The sequence below is a fragment of the Pseudomonas phenolilytica genome (assembly GCF_021432765.1).
Classification (GTDB): Bacteria; Pseudomonadota; Gammaproteobacteria; order Pseudomonadales; family Pseudomonadaceae; genus Stutzerimonas; species Stutzerimonas phenolilytica.
Map to the genome: position 1 here is coordinate 1863382 of NZ_CP058908.1, position 15039 is coordinate 1878420.

The following is a 15039-nucleotide window of genomic DNA, read 5'->3' on the forward strand; positions in this document are numbered from 1 at the left end:
TGCCTGGACGCTGAATAAGGTAACTGTCGTGCTCAGATCTCAGGCTGTCGATGTGCTCTCTCCGTGGGCACTCTGCATTTTTCTCGTATTCGGTGGCGTGGCTCAGGCGGCGCCGCAATCGATCACCGCTCTGCCGTTGCAGGCGGAGGGTGAAAAACTTTGGCGGCTGCCGGCCGGTGAATACGCCGGGCAGTTCCGCATAGACCAGCCGATGCACCTGCGCTGCGAGCCCGGAGCCGTGATTCGGGCGCAGGGCGAAGGCAATGCACTGAACATCGGAGCGCCCGATGTCACGGTCGAAGGCTGCACGCTTCTCGATTGGGGGCGCGACCTCACCGCGATGAACTCTGCCGTGTTCATCGAGCGCAACGCGCGTGGCGCGCAGCTCAAGGACAACCGTCTCGAGGGCGCCGGCTTCGGCATCTGGGCCGACGGAACGCAGGATGTGAAGATCATCGGTAACCGCATCGTCGGTGACCCCAGCGTGCGTTCCCAGGATCGCGGAAACGGTATCCATCTGTATGCGGTGCATGGTGCCGAGGTTGTTGGCAATCACGTCCGCGACACGCGCGACGGTATCTATATCGATACTTCCAACGGCAACCATTTGGAGGGCAATGTTCTCGAGGACCTGCGTTACGGCGTGCACTACATGTTCGCCAACGACAACAGCGTGATCGATAACATAACGCGCCGCACCCGTACCGGCTTCGCGCTGATGCAGAGCCGCAAGCTGGTGGTGATCGGCAACCGCTCCGAACAGGATCAGAACTACGGCATCCTGATGAACTACATCACCTACTCGACGCTGAAGAACAACTTCGTCAGCGACGTGCAGCGTGGCGATACCGGTGGCGACAGCATGATCAGCGGCGGCGAAGGCAAGGCGCTGTTCATCTACAACTCGCTGTTCAACACCATCGAGAACAACCACTTCGAGCACAGCAACCTGGGTATTCACCTGACCGCAGGCTCGGAGGACAACAAGATCAGCGCCAATGCCTTCGTCGGCAACGAGCAACAGGTCAAGTACGTCGCCACCCGCACCCAGGAATGGTCCGTGGACGGGCGCGGCAACTACTGGAGCGACTACCTGGGCTGGGATCGCAACGAGGATGGCCTGGGCGACGTGCCCTACGAGCCCAACGACAACGTTGACCGCCTGCTGTGGATGTATCCACAGGTTCGGCTGCTGATGAACAGCCCCAGCATCGAGGTGTTGCGTTGGGCACAGCGCGCCTTCCCGGTGGTCAAGTCGCCGGGGGTGCAGGACAGCCATCCGTTGATGCATCTGCCGACCCAGAAATTGATGAACACCACGCAGGAGCCGTCCTCATGAATGCGGTAGAGATCCAGGGCGTCAGCCAGCGTTACGGCAGCATGACGGTGCTGCACGACTTGAACCTGACCCTCGGCGAGGGCGAGGTGCTGGGCCTGTTCGGCCACAACGGCGCCGGCAAGACCACCAGCATGAAGCTGATCCTCGGCCTGCTGCAGGCCAGCGAGGGGCAGGTGCGGGTGCTCGGCCGCGATCCGCGCACCACCGACGTGCGTCGCCAGATGGGTTATCTGCCGGAGAACGTGACCTTCTACCCGCAGTTGACCGGCCGCGAAACCCTGCGTCATTTCGCCCGGCTGAAGAGCACGCCGCTGGGGCAGGTCGACGATCTGCTCGAGCAGGTCGGTCTGGCTCATGCTGCAGACCGGCGGGTGAAAACCTATTCCAAGGGCATGCGCCAGCGTCTCGGCCTGGCCCAGGCAGTGCTCGGCCAGCCGCGCCTGCTGCTGCTCGACGAGCCGACGGTCGGTCTCGACCCGATCGCCACGCAGGAGCTGTATCTGCTGATCGACCGCCTGCGCCAGGGCGGCACCAGCGTCATCCTCTGCTCCCACGTGCTGCCGGGTGTCGAGTCGCACATCAACCGTGCGGCGATTCTCGCCAAGGGTCGCCTGCAGGCGGTGGGCAGCCTGGCCCAGCTGCGTGCCGAAGCCGGCCTGCCGGTGCGCATCCGTGCCAGCGGCATAGGCAGCAGCGAGCACTGGCGCCAGCGCTGGAGCGACGCGGGTCATAGTGCCCGCACGCTGAGCGAAACCAGCATCGAAGTGGTAGCGGTCAACGGCCACAAGCTGGTGCTGCTGCGCGAACTGCTCGGCGAAGGCGAGCCGGAGGACATCGAGATCCACCAGCCCTCGCTGGAAGACCTGTACCGCTATTACATGGAACGCGCCGGCGATGTGCGCACCCAGGAGGTCCGAGCATGAACCAGATCTGGAATATCGCCCGCAAGGAACTCAGCGACGGCCTGCGCAACCGCTGGCTGCTCGCCATCAGCCTGCTGTTTGCCGTACTCGCGGTGGGCATCGCCTGGCTGGGCGCCGCGGCGTCCGGGCAGCTGGGATTCACCTCGATCCCGGCGACCATCGCCAGCCTGGCCAGCCTGGCCACCTTCCTGATGCCGCTAATCGCGCTGCTGTTGGCCTATGACGCGATCGTCGGCGAGGACGAAGGCGGCACGCTGATGCTGCTGCTGACCTATCCGCTCGGCCGTGGACAGATCCTGCTCGGCAAATTTGTCGGCCACGGACTGATCCTCGCCCTGGCGGTGCTGATCGGCTTCGGCTGCGCCGCGCTGGCGATTGCCCTGCTGGTCGACGATATCGAACTGGGCCTGCTGCTCTGGGCGTTCGGCCGCTTCATGATCTCCTCGACGCTGCTCGGCTGGGTGTTCCTCGCCCTGGCCTACGTGCTCAGCAGCAAGGTCAGCGAGAAGTCCAGTGCGGCCGGGTTGGCGCTGGGCGTCTGGTTCCTCTTCGTGCTGGTCTTCGATCTCGTGCTGCTGGCGCTGCTGGTGCTCAGCGAGGGCAAGTTCAGTCCCGAGCTGCTGCCCTGGCTGCTGCTGCTCAACCCCACGGACATCTATCGCCTGATCAACCTGTCGGGCTTCGAGGGCGCCGGCAGCGCGATGGGCGTGTTGTCGCTGGGCAGCGATCTGCCGGTTCCCGGCGCGGTGCTCTGGCTGTGCCTGCTGGCCTGGGTCGGCGCCTCGCTGTTGCTGGCCTACGGCATGTTCCGTCGGCGTCTGACGTGATCCCAACGTACAAGGAGTCTCCTATGAATCGGCTTTATCATCACGGTATTCGCGCGCTGTTGCTGCTGGCCCTGGGCCTGGGGCTGGCCGCCTGCGGTGAAAAGGAGGAGGTCAAGCAGGCGCTCGATCCGGTGGCCTTCCACGAAAATGACGAATGCCATGTATGCGGCATGGTCATCAGCGATTTCCCAGGGCCGAAAGGCCAGGCGGTGGAGAAGGGGGGCGTGAAGAAATTCTGTTCCACCGCCGAGATGCTCGGCTGGTGGCTGCAGCCCGAGAACAAGCTGCTCGATGCGAAGCTGTACGTACACGACATGGGCAAGAGCCAGTGGGAACACCCGGACGACGCGCATCTGATTGACGCGACCAGCGCCTATTACGTGATCGGCACTTCGCTCAAGGGGGCGATGGGTGCATCGCTGGCGAGCTTCTCCGACGAGGCGGCCGCGCAGAAACTCGCGGCCGAGCATGGCGGTCGCGTGCTGCGCTTCGAGCAGATCGACCAGGCCTTGCTGCAGGAGGCTGCGAGCATGCAGCACGGGGCGATGCATGATGAACACGCACCAGCGCAACACGACAACGCACACGCCGGTCACTGACCGCGTCAATCCAACGAGGTGAGTTAGTTATGGGTATCAGCATCTGGCAACTCCTGATCATCCTCCTGATCGTCGTCATGCTGTTTGGCACCAAGCGCCTGCGTGGCCTGGGCGCGGATCTGGGCAGTGCGATCAGCGGGTTCCGCAAATCCATCAGCGACACTGAGAGCGCCTCGTCGACCGAGGCGATCAAGCAGGACGCCAATCGGGTCTGACGCCAGGGCGTCCAGATCCGGCATCGCCTGGCCTGCATCGGGCCAGGCGATTCCCCCGCTACCCCGCAGCAACTGCGGGTCTTCGCGGCGCCGCGCACCGCTTTCGCGGTGTTCGCCTGCGCAAATTCGCCGTCGCGCCGCGATTTCTCTTCGATATCCCGTTCCGCCTGCAACGCTGCCAATCTCAGTCCCGGCGCTGCGGGGATTTCTGACCGTCCGGGAAAAAGCTGATTGCAATCAAGTCTGTCGAGGGCTTCTAACCTGTAGAAAGTAACCCTGGCTCCCGATGTCGTGGGAGCACACATGGTTCCGGTCAGCTTGCACCATCCTGGCGCATCTGCCGGGCATGAGAACGATCTGGAGGCCTTCCGTGCAAGTTATCGATCGGCGAAAAGCCCTGAGTATCCCGCCCATCTGGAGGCTCGCGTTTCGCCCATTCTTTCTCGCCGGCAGCGTCTACGCGCTGCTGGCAGTTCCGCTCTGGGTAGCCGCCTGGACCGGCTTCTGGCCAGGCTTGCAACCCACCGGCGGCTGGCTCGCCTGGCATCGCCACGAAATGCTGTTCGGCTTCGCGATGGCCATCGTTGCCGGTTTTCTGCTCACCGCCGTACAGACATGGACAGGCCAGGTCGCGCCGTCCGGCAACCGGCTGATGGCGCTGGCGCTAGTCTGGCTGGCGGCGCGTCTGGGCTGGCTGTTCGGTCTGCCGCTGGCGTTGCTGGTGCCGCTGGAACTGCTGTTTCCGCTCGCCGTCGCGCTGCTGATGGCGCAGATGCTCTGGGCGGTGCGGCAGAAGCGTAATTACCCGATCGTGGCGGTGCTGTCGTTGATGATCGCGGCCGACGTGCTGGTGCTGGTGGGGCTGCTGCAGGGCGATGACGGCCTGCAACGCCAGGGCGTGTGGGCCGGCCTGTGGCTGGTGGCTGCGCTGATGGCCCTGATCGGCGGACGGGTGATCCCGTTCTTTACCCAGCGCGGTCTGGGCTGGGTCGAGGCGATCAAGCCGTGGGTCTGGCTGGATGTCGCCTTGCTGGTCGGTACGGCGCTGATTGCGATCCTCTACGCGCTGGGACTGGGGTTGCAGGCGCATCCGCTGCTGGGGCTGCTGTTCGCCGCAGTCGGTGCTGGACACCTGCTGCGTCTGGCGCGCTGGTACGACAAAGGGATCTGGGGCGTCGCGCTGCTGTGGTCATTGCATCTGGCGATGCTCTGGCTGGTGGTGGCGGCGTTCGGCCTGGCGCTCTGGCATTTCGGCCTGCTGGTCAATGCCAGCCCGGCGTTGCACGCGCTGAGCGTCGGCTCCATGAGCGGCCTGATCCTGGCGATGATCGCACGGGTCACCTTGGGGCATACCGGCCGGCCGCTGCAGCCGCCGGCGGGAGTCGTCGCCGCCTTCGTGCTGTTCAACCTGGGCACGCTGGCGCGGGTGTTTCTCACGGCGGTCTGGCCCGTCGCCGGACTCTGGCTTGCGGCGCTTTGCTGGACGCTGGCCTTCCTCATCTATGCCTGGCGCTACGCACCGATGCTGGTGAGTGCACGGGTCGATGGCCATCCGGGCTGATTTCACCGGCGTCGGCGATTTCGCCGGCGCCACGGAGGACGGATCGAACGAGCGAAGGCCGTCTTTCCTTCTGAGGCACCAATCCGCTGTCGGCCGCCGTGCCGGCAGCCGTGGGCTCGGCCGCGCCGAGCAATGGAGTAAACGATGAAAAGCGAATTCCTCGATCGTCTGGCGGTGATCACCGGAGCCAGTTCCGGTATCGGTCTGGCGCTGTGCGCCGCGTTGCTGCAGCGCGGCGCGCGGGTACTGGCTATGTCGCGTACCCTGGGTGGGCTCGAGCCGCTGCTACAGTCCTATCCCGATCAGTTGGTCTGGCTGCAGGGCGACGTGACCCATGCCGACGATCTGCAGGCATTGAGCCGGCGGGCCGCGGAAATGGGACCGGTGAGCTATCTGGTGCCCAATGCCGGCATCGCCGAACTGGCCTGCGGGCTCGACATGCCGGCGTTCGACCGGCAGTGGGCGGTCAACGGTGCCGGTGCGCTGAATACCCTGAATGCTCTGCGCGGCGAGCTGGCCAAGCCGGCCTCGGTGGTCTTCATCGGCACCTTCCTCACCCGTTCGGCCTTCCCGGGGCTGGCGGCCTATATCGCCAGCAAGGCGGCACTGGGCGCGCAGGCGCGGACCCTGGCCGTGGAGTTCGCGCCGTTGGATGTGCGCATCAACATGGTTTCGCCCGGGCCGACCGCGACCGCGATCTGGGGCAGCCTCGGGCTGACCGACGAGCAGCTCGACGAGGTCGCCGAAAGCGTCACCAAGCGCCTGCTGCCGGGGCATTTCCTCGAGTCCTCGGCCGTTGCCAACGTGATCCTGTTCCAGCTCTCGCAGGGCGCGCGTGGCGTTTATGGTCAGGATTGGGTGGTCGACAACGGCTACACCGTCAGCTGAAGGGGTGACCCTATGTGGTTCAAGAACAAGGCAGCGCTACGCCTGCAGCAGGAGCTGGACGCACTGCGCGCCAGCCATGCCGAGCAGGCCACGCGCATCGCCGGGCTGGAGCAACAGCTGCAGCAGGCCGAAACCGCCAGCCGGAGTGGCCAGCGCCAGCTCGACTATTACCGCGGCGTGTCCGCCAGCCTGACGCGCTTCAGTGTGTCGGTTGCGAACCTGAGCGAATCCTTCGAGTTCCTCACCGGCCAGCTGGGCGAGAACAAGGGGCGCGCCGGTGAAGTTGCAGCGGCAGCGCTGAGCAACCAGAAGCACTTCGGCGAGCTGCAGGGCCGCGCCGCGGAGATGGAAAGCGGTCTGGACCTGGCGTCGCGCAAGGTCGATACCCTGGCTGAGCGCTCGCAGGAGATCAATGGCATCGTTGATCTGATCAGCGGCATCGCCAGCCAGACCAACCTGCTGGCGCTCAACGCGGCCATCGAGGCGGCGCGTGCCGGCGAGGCGGGGCGCGGCTTTGCGGTGGTCGCCGGGGAAATCCGCAGCCTGGCGGAAAAAACCGCGCTGGCGACCGACGACATCGTGCGCAAGATCGGCGAGGTGCAGGCCGAGATTCGCAACGTGCACGACTACATCCAGCTGCAGGGCACTCATGCGCAGGGCTTCAGTCGTACCACCGAGGATGCGGTCGGGGCGATGCGCACCCTGCATCAGCTGGCCGGCGCGATGCGCGAGAGCAGTTCGGCGGCTTCGCTGCGCGCCGGGGTCGAGCTGGCCAACCTCGACGAGCTGTCGCTGAAGTTCGTGGTCTACAACCACCTGCTCGGCGAGCGCTCGCAGCAGGCGCCACAACTGCCCGGCGAGCGCGATTGCCGCTTCGGACGCTGGTATTACGGCGAGGGCAATCGGGACATCCAGGCGCTGGACTGTTTCGCCCAGATCGAGCGGCCACATACCGCGGTGCACGCGCAGGGGCAGGCAGCGATCGATGCATTCGGGCAGGACTCGCTAGAGAACGCGCTGCGCCATCTGGAGCGGATGGAGGAGGCCAACCTGGAGGTGATGCGCATCGTCAACGCCGTGATCGAGCAATACGAGCGAAGCGTAACGCGGGCTGCCTGAATCCGCCGAGGCGTTGCGAAGCACGATAGGTCAGTCGTAAAAATGACCAAACGCATGTTTGTGCAATTTTATTGCACTCTCCCTGCAATACTATTCGTTAGAGATTATTCAACTGCCCGCTGACAATGCGCAGGCATTCCGTCTGCGCGACTCACCGTCGCGTCCGAACATGAACCGATCCCTGGAGGAGCGGCGAGTGAGTACGGTGTGCCGGTCCGTCGACCATTGGAAGTGTTGCGCCTGCAGATTTCTATGCTCGTTCACCGGTGCCCGTGCTGGCCCGCCCAGCGAGCATGAGCGAACAGCACAACCCTGAAGCGATCGCCTACAACTACCACGTGGTGCGGCAATTCACCCTGATGACCCTGTTTTGGGGCGTAATCGGCATGGGTCTTGGGGTGTTCATCGCGGCGCAACTGGTGTGGCCACAGTTGAACTTCGATCTGCCGTGGACCAGCTTTGGGCGGTTGCGGCCCATCCATACCAATCTGGTGATCTTCGCCTTCGGCGGCGGCGCGCTGTTCGCCTCGTCGTTCTACATCGTGCAGCGTACCAGTCACGCCCGGCTGATTTCCGATCGGCTGGCCAGCGTGGTGTTCTGGGGCTGGCAGGCCGCCTGCGTGGCGATGCCGGTCACCTACGCGCTGGGCTACACGACATCCAAGGAATACGCCGAGATGGAGTGGCCGATCGCGCTGTGGGTCACGCTGATCTGGGTGCTCTACGCCTACCTGTTCTTCGGCACCATCGCACGCCGCCGGATCGGCCACATCTATGTCGGCAACTGGTTCTTCGGTGCGTTCATCATCGTCACCGGCATGGTGCACATCATCAACCACGCGCTGATTCCGGTGAGCCTGCTCAAGTCCTATTCGCTGTACTCCGGCGCGACCGACGCCATGGTGCAGTGGTGGTACGGCCACAGCGTGGTGGGCTTCATCCTCTCGGTGGGCTTTCTCGGCATGATGTATTACTTCGTGCCCAAGCAGGCGGGGCGCCCGATCTATTCCTACCGGCTGTCGATCGTGCACTTCTGGGCGATCATCTCCATCTACATCTGGGCCGGCCCGCACCATCTGCACTACACCGCACTGCCGGACTGGGCGCAGAGCCTGGGCATGGCGATGTCCATCATCCTGCTCGCACCGAGCTGGGGCGGCATGATCAACGGCATGATGACCCTGTCGGGCGCCTGGCATAAGTTGCGCACCGATCCGATCCTGCGCTTTCTGGTGGTGTCGCTGGCCTTCTACGGCATGTCCACCTTCGAGGGCCCGATGATGGCGATCAAGACCGTCAACGCTCTGTCGCACTACACCGATTGGACCATCGGCCACGTGCACGCCGGTGCGCTCGGTTGGGTGGCGATGATCTCCATCGGCTCGCTGTACCACCTGATTCCGCGGCTCTGGGGCCGTGAGCAGATGTACAGCGTCGGTCTGATCAACGCGCACTTCTGGCTGGCGACCATCGGCACCGTGCTCTACATCGCCTCGATGTGGGTCAACGGCATTACCCAGGGTCTGATGTGGCGCGCGGTCAACGAGGACGGCACGCTCACCTACTCCTTCGTCGAGGCACTGGAAGCCAGCCATCCCGGTTACCTGGTACGCATGACCGGCGGCGCGATCTTCGCCGCGGGCATGTTGCTGATGGCGTTCAATACCTGGCTGACCGTTCGCGCAGCGCGCGAAGAGCCACTGACCGGCGTGTCGCCGCTGACCGTGGCCGGCTGATCGCCTCACCGTTTTCCTCACCTGTCCAAGGACGGACTTTTTATTCGCGCGCCCTCGCGGCGCCTCCCCCGATCGATCCGCCAAGCAGTAAACATGCACGACTCCCTCAGCCTGTGGTTCCGCTCGTTCATCCCCGCCCCCCTGAATGCTTCTCCGAAGGAATGGCTGCGCGCCGCCTTCGGCATCGCCCTGGTCATGCCGCTGGTGTTCTGCGCCGGTTACTGGACCGTCGGCACGCCGCTGACCCTGCAGATCATGGGGCCGGCCGGGGCGTCGGCGGTGCTGGTGTTCGTCGCCTCGTCCAGCCCGTTCGCCCAGCCGTGGGCACTGCTGGCTGGCAATGTGGTCGCCGCGCTGATCGGTATCGGGCTGGGCATGAGCGGCCTGCCGAGTGTGCTTTCGCTGGCGCTGGCGGCCTGTCTGTCGCTGATCTGCCTGTTTTCCCTGCGCTGTCTGCATCCGCCGAGCATCGCGCTGTCGCTGGTGGCGGCGGTCGGCGGCGCGGAGGTGCATCAGCTGGGGTTCGTCCTGATCGGCCCGGTGCTGTTCTATTCGTTGCTGCTGGTGGCGGTTGCGCTGGTCTACAACAACCTCACCGGGCATCCCTATCCGAAGCCGCGGCTGAGTCGCGAGAACGTCCATCACACCCATGACCTGCCGCCCAGCGAGCGCATGAGCTTCACCCATGACGACGTCGACCAGGCGTTGCGGGAGTTCGGCGAGTATGTCGACGTCACCCGCGACGATCTCGAACGCTTGATCAAGCAGACCGAGAAGCACGCGCTGCGCCGCAGCATGGGGGAGATCACCGCGGCGCACGTGATGTCGCGCGATTTGCGCTGGCACACCCCGGATACCTTCATCGAACAGGCGTGGCAGACGCTGCAGGCACATCGGCTGCGCTCGCTGCCGGTGGTGGAGGGCGACGATCATCGACTGGTCGGCATCGTGACGCAGGTGGATCTGCTCAAGCACTTCCACCCGCAGCCGGGGCGGCTCAGCTTCGGCCAGTTGAACTTCCTGCGCGGCACCAAGCTGCGTGCCATCATGACGTCGCCCGTGGTGTCGGTGACGGCCGATACGCACATGGTCGAGCTGGTCTATCTGCTCTCCGACCGCGGCCTGCACTGCCTGCCGGTGATCGATGCGCAGCAGCGGCTGATCGGCATGATCACCCAGACTGACCTGATCGCCGCGCTGTACCGTAACTGGCTCAAGCATCTGCCGGACTGAGCCGGCGCGCCATCAGATCTCGTAGTACCAGCGCGACCAGTCGAAGTCGTCGCGGGCCACTTCGCGCAGCAGCTCGATGGCCCTGGCCAGCGCTGGCGACTCGCTGGCGCGGGCGTGGACCAGATAGATCGGGTAGGAAAACTCCGGCGCCTGCTCCACTCGCTTGAGAACGCCGCTCTCCAGGTAGCGCTGGACCACGCGGGTGCGGAAGTAGCCACGCCCGCCGCACTGCACCAGATACTGTAGCGCCAGCGGGCCGAGGCCGAACGACAGCGCGGCGCGGGTGTACTCGGGCAACGCCTGGTTGTGCTGCTTGCGGAACGCCGGGCCCCAGTCGACATACAGGTAGGGTGTGGGGTTTTCTGCCTGCACCACCTGGATCAGCTTTTCCTCCAGCAGTTGTTCGATCTGCAGGCCCGGCCAGTATTCCGGCTGGTGCACCAGTGCGGCATCGAGCACGCCGAGGTCGAGCTTCTTCTGCAGCTCCTCGCCACTGCCGACCTCCAGCCGCACCGCATGGCTCGGCAGGCTCTGACGCAGGCGCTGGACCCACGCCAGCATCAGCGGATTGCACAGACTCACTTCGGAACCGAGGGTCAGCAGCTTGCCGCCGCCCTGCGACAGCGGCAGGTCGCGCCGCGCGGCTTCCCAGGTCTGCACCAGTTGGTTGGCGTAGGCGACGAAGCGCTCACCGTCGTCGGTCAGCCGCGCGCCGGCGCGGTTGCGCACGAACAGGCGGCAGCCCAGCTGGCTTTCGAGATTGTGCACCCGCGCGGTCACCGCCGTCTGGGTGATATGCATGCGTTCGGCGGCACCGATGAAGCTGCCGCTGCGGATGATCTCAAGAAAGGTACGGGCAAGATCGATATCCACTAACGCGCCTTCAGTGCAAGAAAAATGATTCGACTGAAGATTGTATAGCGGTCGTGGTGAATTGTGGTTGCTACGTTAGGCTATCAGCCCAAAGTGCCGCTCCGCGTGGGAGCGGCCGGGGGGTTAGTGCGAGGTGCCTTCGGCGAATTCGATCTTGTTGCCGACGTTGTACTTGCCGGATGGCTTGTTCATCGGCAGGCGCTTGATCTCTTTCAGCGTGTTGGCGTCGTAGACGATCAGGGCGCCGTCCCTGTCCCAGACACTGAGCAGGGCGTAGCGACCGTCGTTGGTGAATTCAACGTGGGCAGCGATCTTGCCGGGCATCGGCCGCAGGGTATGGGCGACTTCCAGGCGCTGCTTGTCGATCAGATGCACGACATCGTTGTTCGGGCCGAAGAACACATCGGTCCACGCGTAGGGCGAGTTCTGCTGGCTACGCATGAAGAAGCCCGGACCCTGGGTGGGAATTTCCTTGATCAGTTTCCAGGTTTCCAGATCGAGCACCGAGATCAGCCCCTTGCTGATGTTCGGCGTGGCGAACACCCACTTGCCGTCGCGCTTCCAGTAGATGCCCGAGCCCAGGTGCGGCATGCCCGGCAGCGGGATGTCGGTGACCACCCGGCCGCTGTCCAGCTCGATCACCTGGCCGCCGTGGGCCTGACGCGACGTCGCCAGCAGATGGCTGTAGTCGGGCGTGAAGGAGAAGTCGTCGAGGAAATCCCGGGCCTTGATCCGCCGCGGCTCGAAGGTCGGCTCGCCGGCATAGGACAGCTCCCAGGCTTCCTTCACGTCCTTCAGGGCGACCACGAAGCTGTTGCGCGGCGGCGCGGTGTAGACGGCGCTGACCCGCGACGGGGTGCCGTCCTCGGCGACGGCCGGGATGTGCTTGACCAGCGACAGGTCGCGCGCGTCGAGCAGCACCAGATTGCCCGGCAGGTAGTTGCCCACCAGCACCCAGCGGCCGTCGTTGCTGACGGCCAGGTTGCGGGTGTTCAGTCCGGCGCGTACCTCGGCGATCTTGGTCAGGTTGTGCAGGTCGTACTTGCTGATCCAGCCATCACGCGAGGCGAAGTAGACGAAGCGGCCGTCCGGCGAGAACTTCGGCCCGCCATGCAGGGCGAAATGCGACTGGAAGCGTGTCAGCGGCTCGAAGCGGTCGCCGTCGAGGATGGTCACGTGGTGGTCGCCGGCTTCCACCACGACGAACAGGTTCAGCGGATCGGCGCCGTGCTGCGGGGTAGTGGGCAGGTTGGCCAGGTCGGCGAGCATGCGGTGGCTGGCACGGATGTCGGCGTCGCTCCAGCTCGGCGGGGTGGCCGGCGGCTGGTAGAGATAGGTCACCAGACTGGCGATCTGGGTCTCGTCCAGCACACTGGAAAATGCCGCCATCTGGCTGGCCGGGCGCCCGTCGCGAATCACCTTGTGCGCTTCGGCCGGCTTGATCCGCCCGAGGCTTTCCGGCAGTAGGGCCGGGCCGGCGCCGCCGAGGCGGTTGGCACCGTGGCAGCTCTGGCAATGTTGTTCGTACAGGGCCTGGGCCGCATCTGGGGCTTCGGCGGCGGCGGCCCGCGGCACGGCCAGGTCGAGTGCGACGAAGGTGGCGGCCGGCAGCGCGGCCGCCAGCAGCAGGGCAGGAATCAGCCGCATACGGCCTCCGATTCGCGAGGAGTTTCACTGCGCAGGCGCGCCGGGTATTCGACCTGCTGGCCGTCGAACAGGCCGACCACCTGACCGATCACCGTCAGGGTCGGCGGCGTCAGGTGCTTTTCATCGGCCATGCTCGGCAGTTGCTTGAGCGTGCAGCGCACCACCTGCTGGTCCTGGCGAGTACCGTTGCCGATCAGCGCTGCGGGGGTATCCAGCGGCAGGCCCGCGGCGATCAGATTGCGCGAGATTTCGCCAAGGCTGGCCAGCCCCATGTAGAACACCAGGGTTTGCTTGCCTTCGGCCAGGGCGCTCCAGGGCAGGCGCAGTTCGCCGTTTTCCTGCAGATGGCCGGTGATGAACTGGCATGAATGGGCGACATCGCGGTGAGTCAGCGGAATGCCGGCATAGGCACTGCAGCCTGCAGCGGCGGTGATGCCGGGCACCACCTGGCAGTCGATGCCGCGCTCGAGCAGGTACTCCAGCTCCTCGGCGCCACGGCCGAAGATGAACGGATCGCCGCCCTTCAGGCGCACCACGCGCTTGTTCTGCAGCGCCAGTTCGGCCAGCAGTGCGTTGATTTCCGGCTGCGGCAAGCTGTGGTAGCCGCTGGTCTTGCCGACGTAGTGACGGCTGCAGGTGGCGGGCAGCAGGGCCAGCAGGCCGTCGCTGACCAGACGGTCGTAGACCACCGCATCGGCCTGTTGCAGCAGGCTCCAGGCGCGCAGGGTGAGCAGGCCGGGATCGCCCGGGCCGGCACCGACCAGGGCGACTTCGCCGGGGGCGAACGCGGCGCTCAGCGAGGCGGGTAGCGTGATTGGCTGGTCCATGGGCTCTCCTGAAAATTCTCATCGGGCTGCGGTGTGGCGCTACGCGGCACTTGCCGGCCGCTGTAGTGGATCAAAGGGCGATGCTGGGAATGCGCTGCGGCGTCGGTAGGCCGATCTCTTCATCGGTCAGGTAGCAGCCGGGGTCTTCGGCCCACAGGTTGCCCTCGGCCCAGGCGCGGGTGCGGGTATTGCCGTTGCAGATTGACAGCCAGCGGCAATCGGCGCAGCGGCCTTCGACGGCGCGCGGATGCTGGCGTAGCTGCTGCAGCAGCGGTTGCGGGTTGTCCAGCCAGATGTCGCGGAAGCTCTGCTTGCGCACGTTGCCGACGGTGTGCTGCCACCAGTAGGTGTCCGGGTGCACGTCGCCGATGTTGTCGATGTTGGCGATGCCGCTGCCGGAAGCGTTGCCGCCCCAGGCGCGCAGCATGCCTTCGAGACGCGCGGCGTGCTGCGGCAGATTGGCTTCGACCCACTGCAGCAACAGGATGGCATCGGCATCGTTGTTGCCGCTGACGAAATCGGTCTCGCGGCCGTTCTGCACATCGTCCCAGGCCTGCTCGAACAGCTGACGCATGGCGTCGCGGGTCATCTGATGATGGGCGTCGGCCTTGCGGCTGCGCTTGCCGCGACCGCTGTAGTTGAGGTGCGAGAGGTAGAACTTCTGCACATCGTGTGCGCGCATCAGCTCCAGGATGGCCGGCAGTTGCGGGTAGTTGTTCTGCGTCAGCGTGGTGCGCAGGCCGACGCGGATGTCGTGTTTCCGGCACAGGTCGATGGCATGCATGGAGGCGGCGAAGCTGCCCTTGAGCTGGCGCCAGTCGTCGTGCACGGCTTCCAGACCGTCGATGCTGATGCCGACGTAGTCGTAGCGGGCGGCGACGATCTGTTCGATGTTGCGCTCGTCGATCAGCGTGCCGTTGGTCGACAGCGCGACGAAGAAGCCCTTGTCACGCGCGTAGTCGGACAGCTCGAAGATATCCTTGCGCAGCAGTGGCTCGCCACCGGAGAGGATCAGCACGCGCACGCCGGCGGCATGCAAGTCGTCGATCACCTTGAGCGCTTCGGCGGTTTCCAGTTCGTCGCGAAACTCGCTGTCGGCGGAGGTGGCGTAGCAGTGCTTGCAGGTCAGGTTGCAGCGGCGCAGCAGATTCCAGATCACCACCGGCGGGCGCGCGCCTGTCGCGCTACGGGCACCGAGTACGGGAGTGGTCGGCCGGGCCAGGGCGCGCAGGTAATGGCTGATTCTCAACAT

General features: G+C 65.1%; 14 protein-coding genes and 1 pseudogene. 11 read left to right on the forward strand and 4 right to left on the reverse strand.

The window, feature by feature from the left end:
- The first annotated feature begins 28 nt into the window (after positions 1 to 28).
- The 11 genes and pseudogenes from HU825_RS08910 to HU825_RS08955 all read left to right on the forward strand — a co-directional run bounded on the left by HU825_RS08910 (position 29) and on the right by HU825_RS08955 (position 10440).
- Positions 29 to 1339 (forward strand): nitrous oxide reductase family maturation protein NosD, encoded by a 1311-nt coding sequence (locus HU825_RS08910; protein WP_431978455.1) that lies wholly within the window; start codon positions 29 to 31, stop codon positions 1337 to 1339.
- On the forward strand, positions 1336 to 2262 hold the full coding sequence (locus HU825_RS08915) for an ABC transporter ATP-binding protein (RefSeq protein ID WP_234303333.1): 927 nt from the start codon (positions 1336 to 1338) through the stop codon (positions 2260 to 2262). The genes HU825_RS08910 and HU825_RS08915 overlap by 4 nt, the downstream gene beginning before the upstream one ends.
- The gene (locus HU825_RS08920; protein ID WP_138300011.1) at positions 2259 to 3089 is read left to right on the forward strand and encodes an ABC transporter permease; all 831 of its coding nucleotides are present in this window, start codon (positions 2259 to 2261) and stop codon (positions 3087 to 3089) included. Before HU825_RS08915 ends, HU825_RS08920 begins: the two co-directional genes overlap by 4 nt.
- 23 nt (positions 3090 to 3112) lie before the next feature.
- Positions 3113 to 3688, forward strand: a complete 576-nt coding sequence (locus tag HU825_RS08925) for a nitrous oxide reductase accessory protein NosL (protein ID WP_138299303.1) — start codon at positions 3113 to 3115, stop codon at positions 3686 to 3688.
- A 29-nt stretch (positions 3689 to 3717) separates the two neighbouring features.
- Complete coding sequence (gene tatA / locus HU825_RS08930; RefSeq protein ID WP_043295752.1) at positions 3718 to 3903, forward strand: twin-arginine translocase TatA/TatE family subunit; 186 nt, start codon at positions 3718 to 3720, stop codon at positions 3901 to 3903.
- A 370-nt stretch (positions 3904 to 4273) separates the two neighbouring features.
- Entirely contained in the window at positions 4274 to 5464 is a 1191-nt protein-coding gene (locus tag HU825_RS08935; protein WP_043295753.1) for an NnrS family protein, read from the forward strand.
- Positions 5465 to 5608: 144 nt separating this feature from the next.
- On the forward strand, positions 5609 to 6352 hold the full coding sequence (locus tag HU825_RS08940; RefSeq protein WP_043295754.1) for an SDR family NAD(P)-dependent oxidoreductase: 744 nt from the start codon (positions 5609 to 5611) through the stop codon (positions 6350 to 6352).
- 384 nt (positions 6353 to 6736) lie between these two features.
- A pseudogene (locus HU825_RS18870) lies at positions 6737 to 7006 on the forward strand (methyl-accepting chemotaxis protein); the annotation flags it as partial.
- 69 nt (positions 7007 to 7075) lie between these two features.
- Complete coding sequence (locus HU825_RS18875; protein ID WP_431978471.1) at positions 7076 to 7471, forward strand: CZB domain-containing protein; 396 nt, start codon at positions 7076 to 7078, stop codon at positions 7469 to 7471.
- Between the two features lie 293 nt (positions 7472 to 7764).
- On the forward strand, positions 7765 to 9207 hold the full coding sequence (gene ccoN, locus HU825_RS08950; RefSeq protein WP_234303334.1) for a cytochrome-c oxidase, cbb3-type subunit I: 1443 nt from the start codon (positions 7765 to 7767) through the stop codon (positions 9205 to 9207).
- Between the two features lie 93 nt (positions 9208 to 9300).
- Entirely contained in the window at positions 9301 to 10440 is a 1140-nt protein-coding gene (locus HU825_RS08955; RefSeq protein WP_234303335.1) for an HPP family protein, read from the forward strand.
- A 12-nt stretch (positions 10441 to 10452) separates the two neighbouring features.
- On the opposite strand, the gene HU825_RS08960 is transcribed toward HU825_RS08955, so the two are convergent.
- The 4 genes from HU825_RS08960 to nirJ form a co-directional block, all read right to left on the reverse strand.
- Positions 10453 to 11313 (reverse strand): LysR family transcriptional regulator, encoded by an 861-nt coding sequence (locus HU825_RS08960; protein ID WP_008567001.1) that lies wholly within the window; start codon positions 11311 to 11313, stop codon positions 10453 to 10455.
- A 123-nt stretch (positions 11314 to 11436) separates the two neighbouring features.
- Positions 11437 to 12960, reverse strand: coding sequence for a nitrite reductase (locus HU825_RS08965; protein WP_234303336.1), 1524 nt, complete (start codon positions 12958 to 12960; stop codon positions 11437 to 11439).
- Positions 12951 to 13787 carry a uroporphyrinogen-III C-methyltransferase gene (gene cobA / locus HU825_RS08970; protein WP_054093549.1) on the reverse strand — a complete coding sequence of 279 codons (837 nt, stop codon included), beginning with the start codon at positions 13785 to 13787 and terminating at the stop codon, positions 12951 to 12953. The genes HU825_RS08965 and cobA overlap by 10 nt, the downstream gene beginning before the upstream one ends.
- Positions 13788 to 13857: 70 nt before the next feature.
- On the reverse strand, positions 13858 to 15039 hold the full coding sequence (gene nirJ, locus HU825_RS08975) for a heme d1 biosynthesis radical SAM protein NirJ (protein WP_234303337.1): 1182 nt from the start codon (positions 15037 to 15039) through the stop codon (positions 13858 to 13860).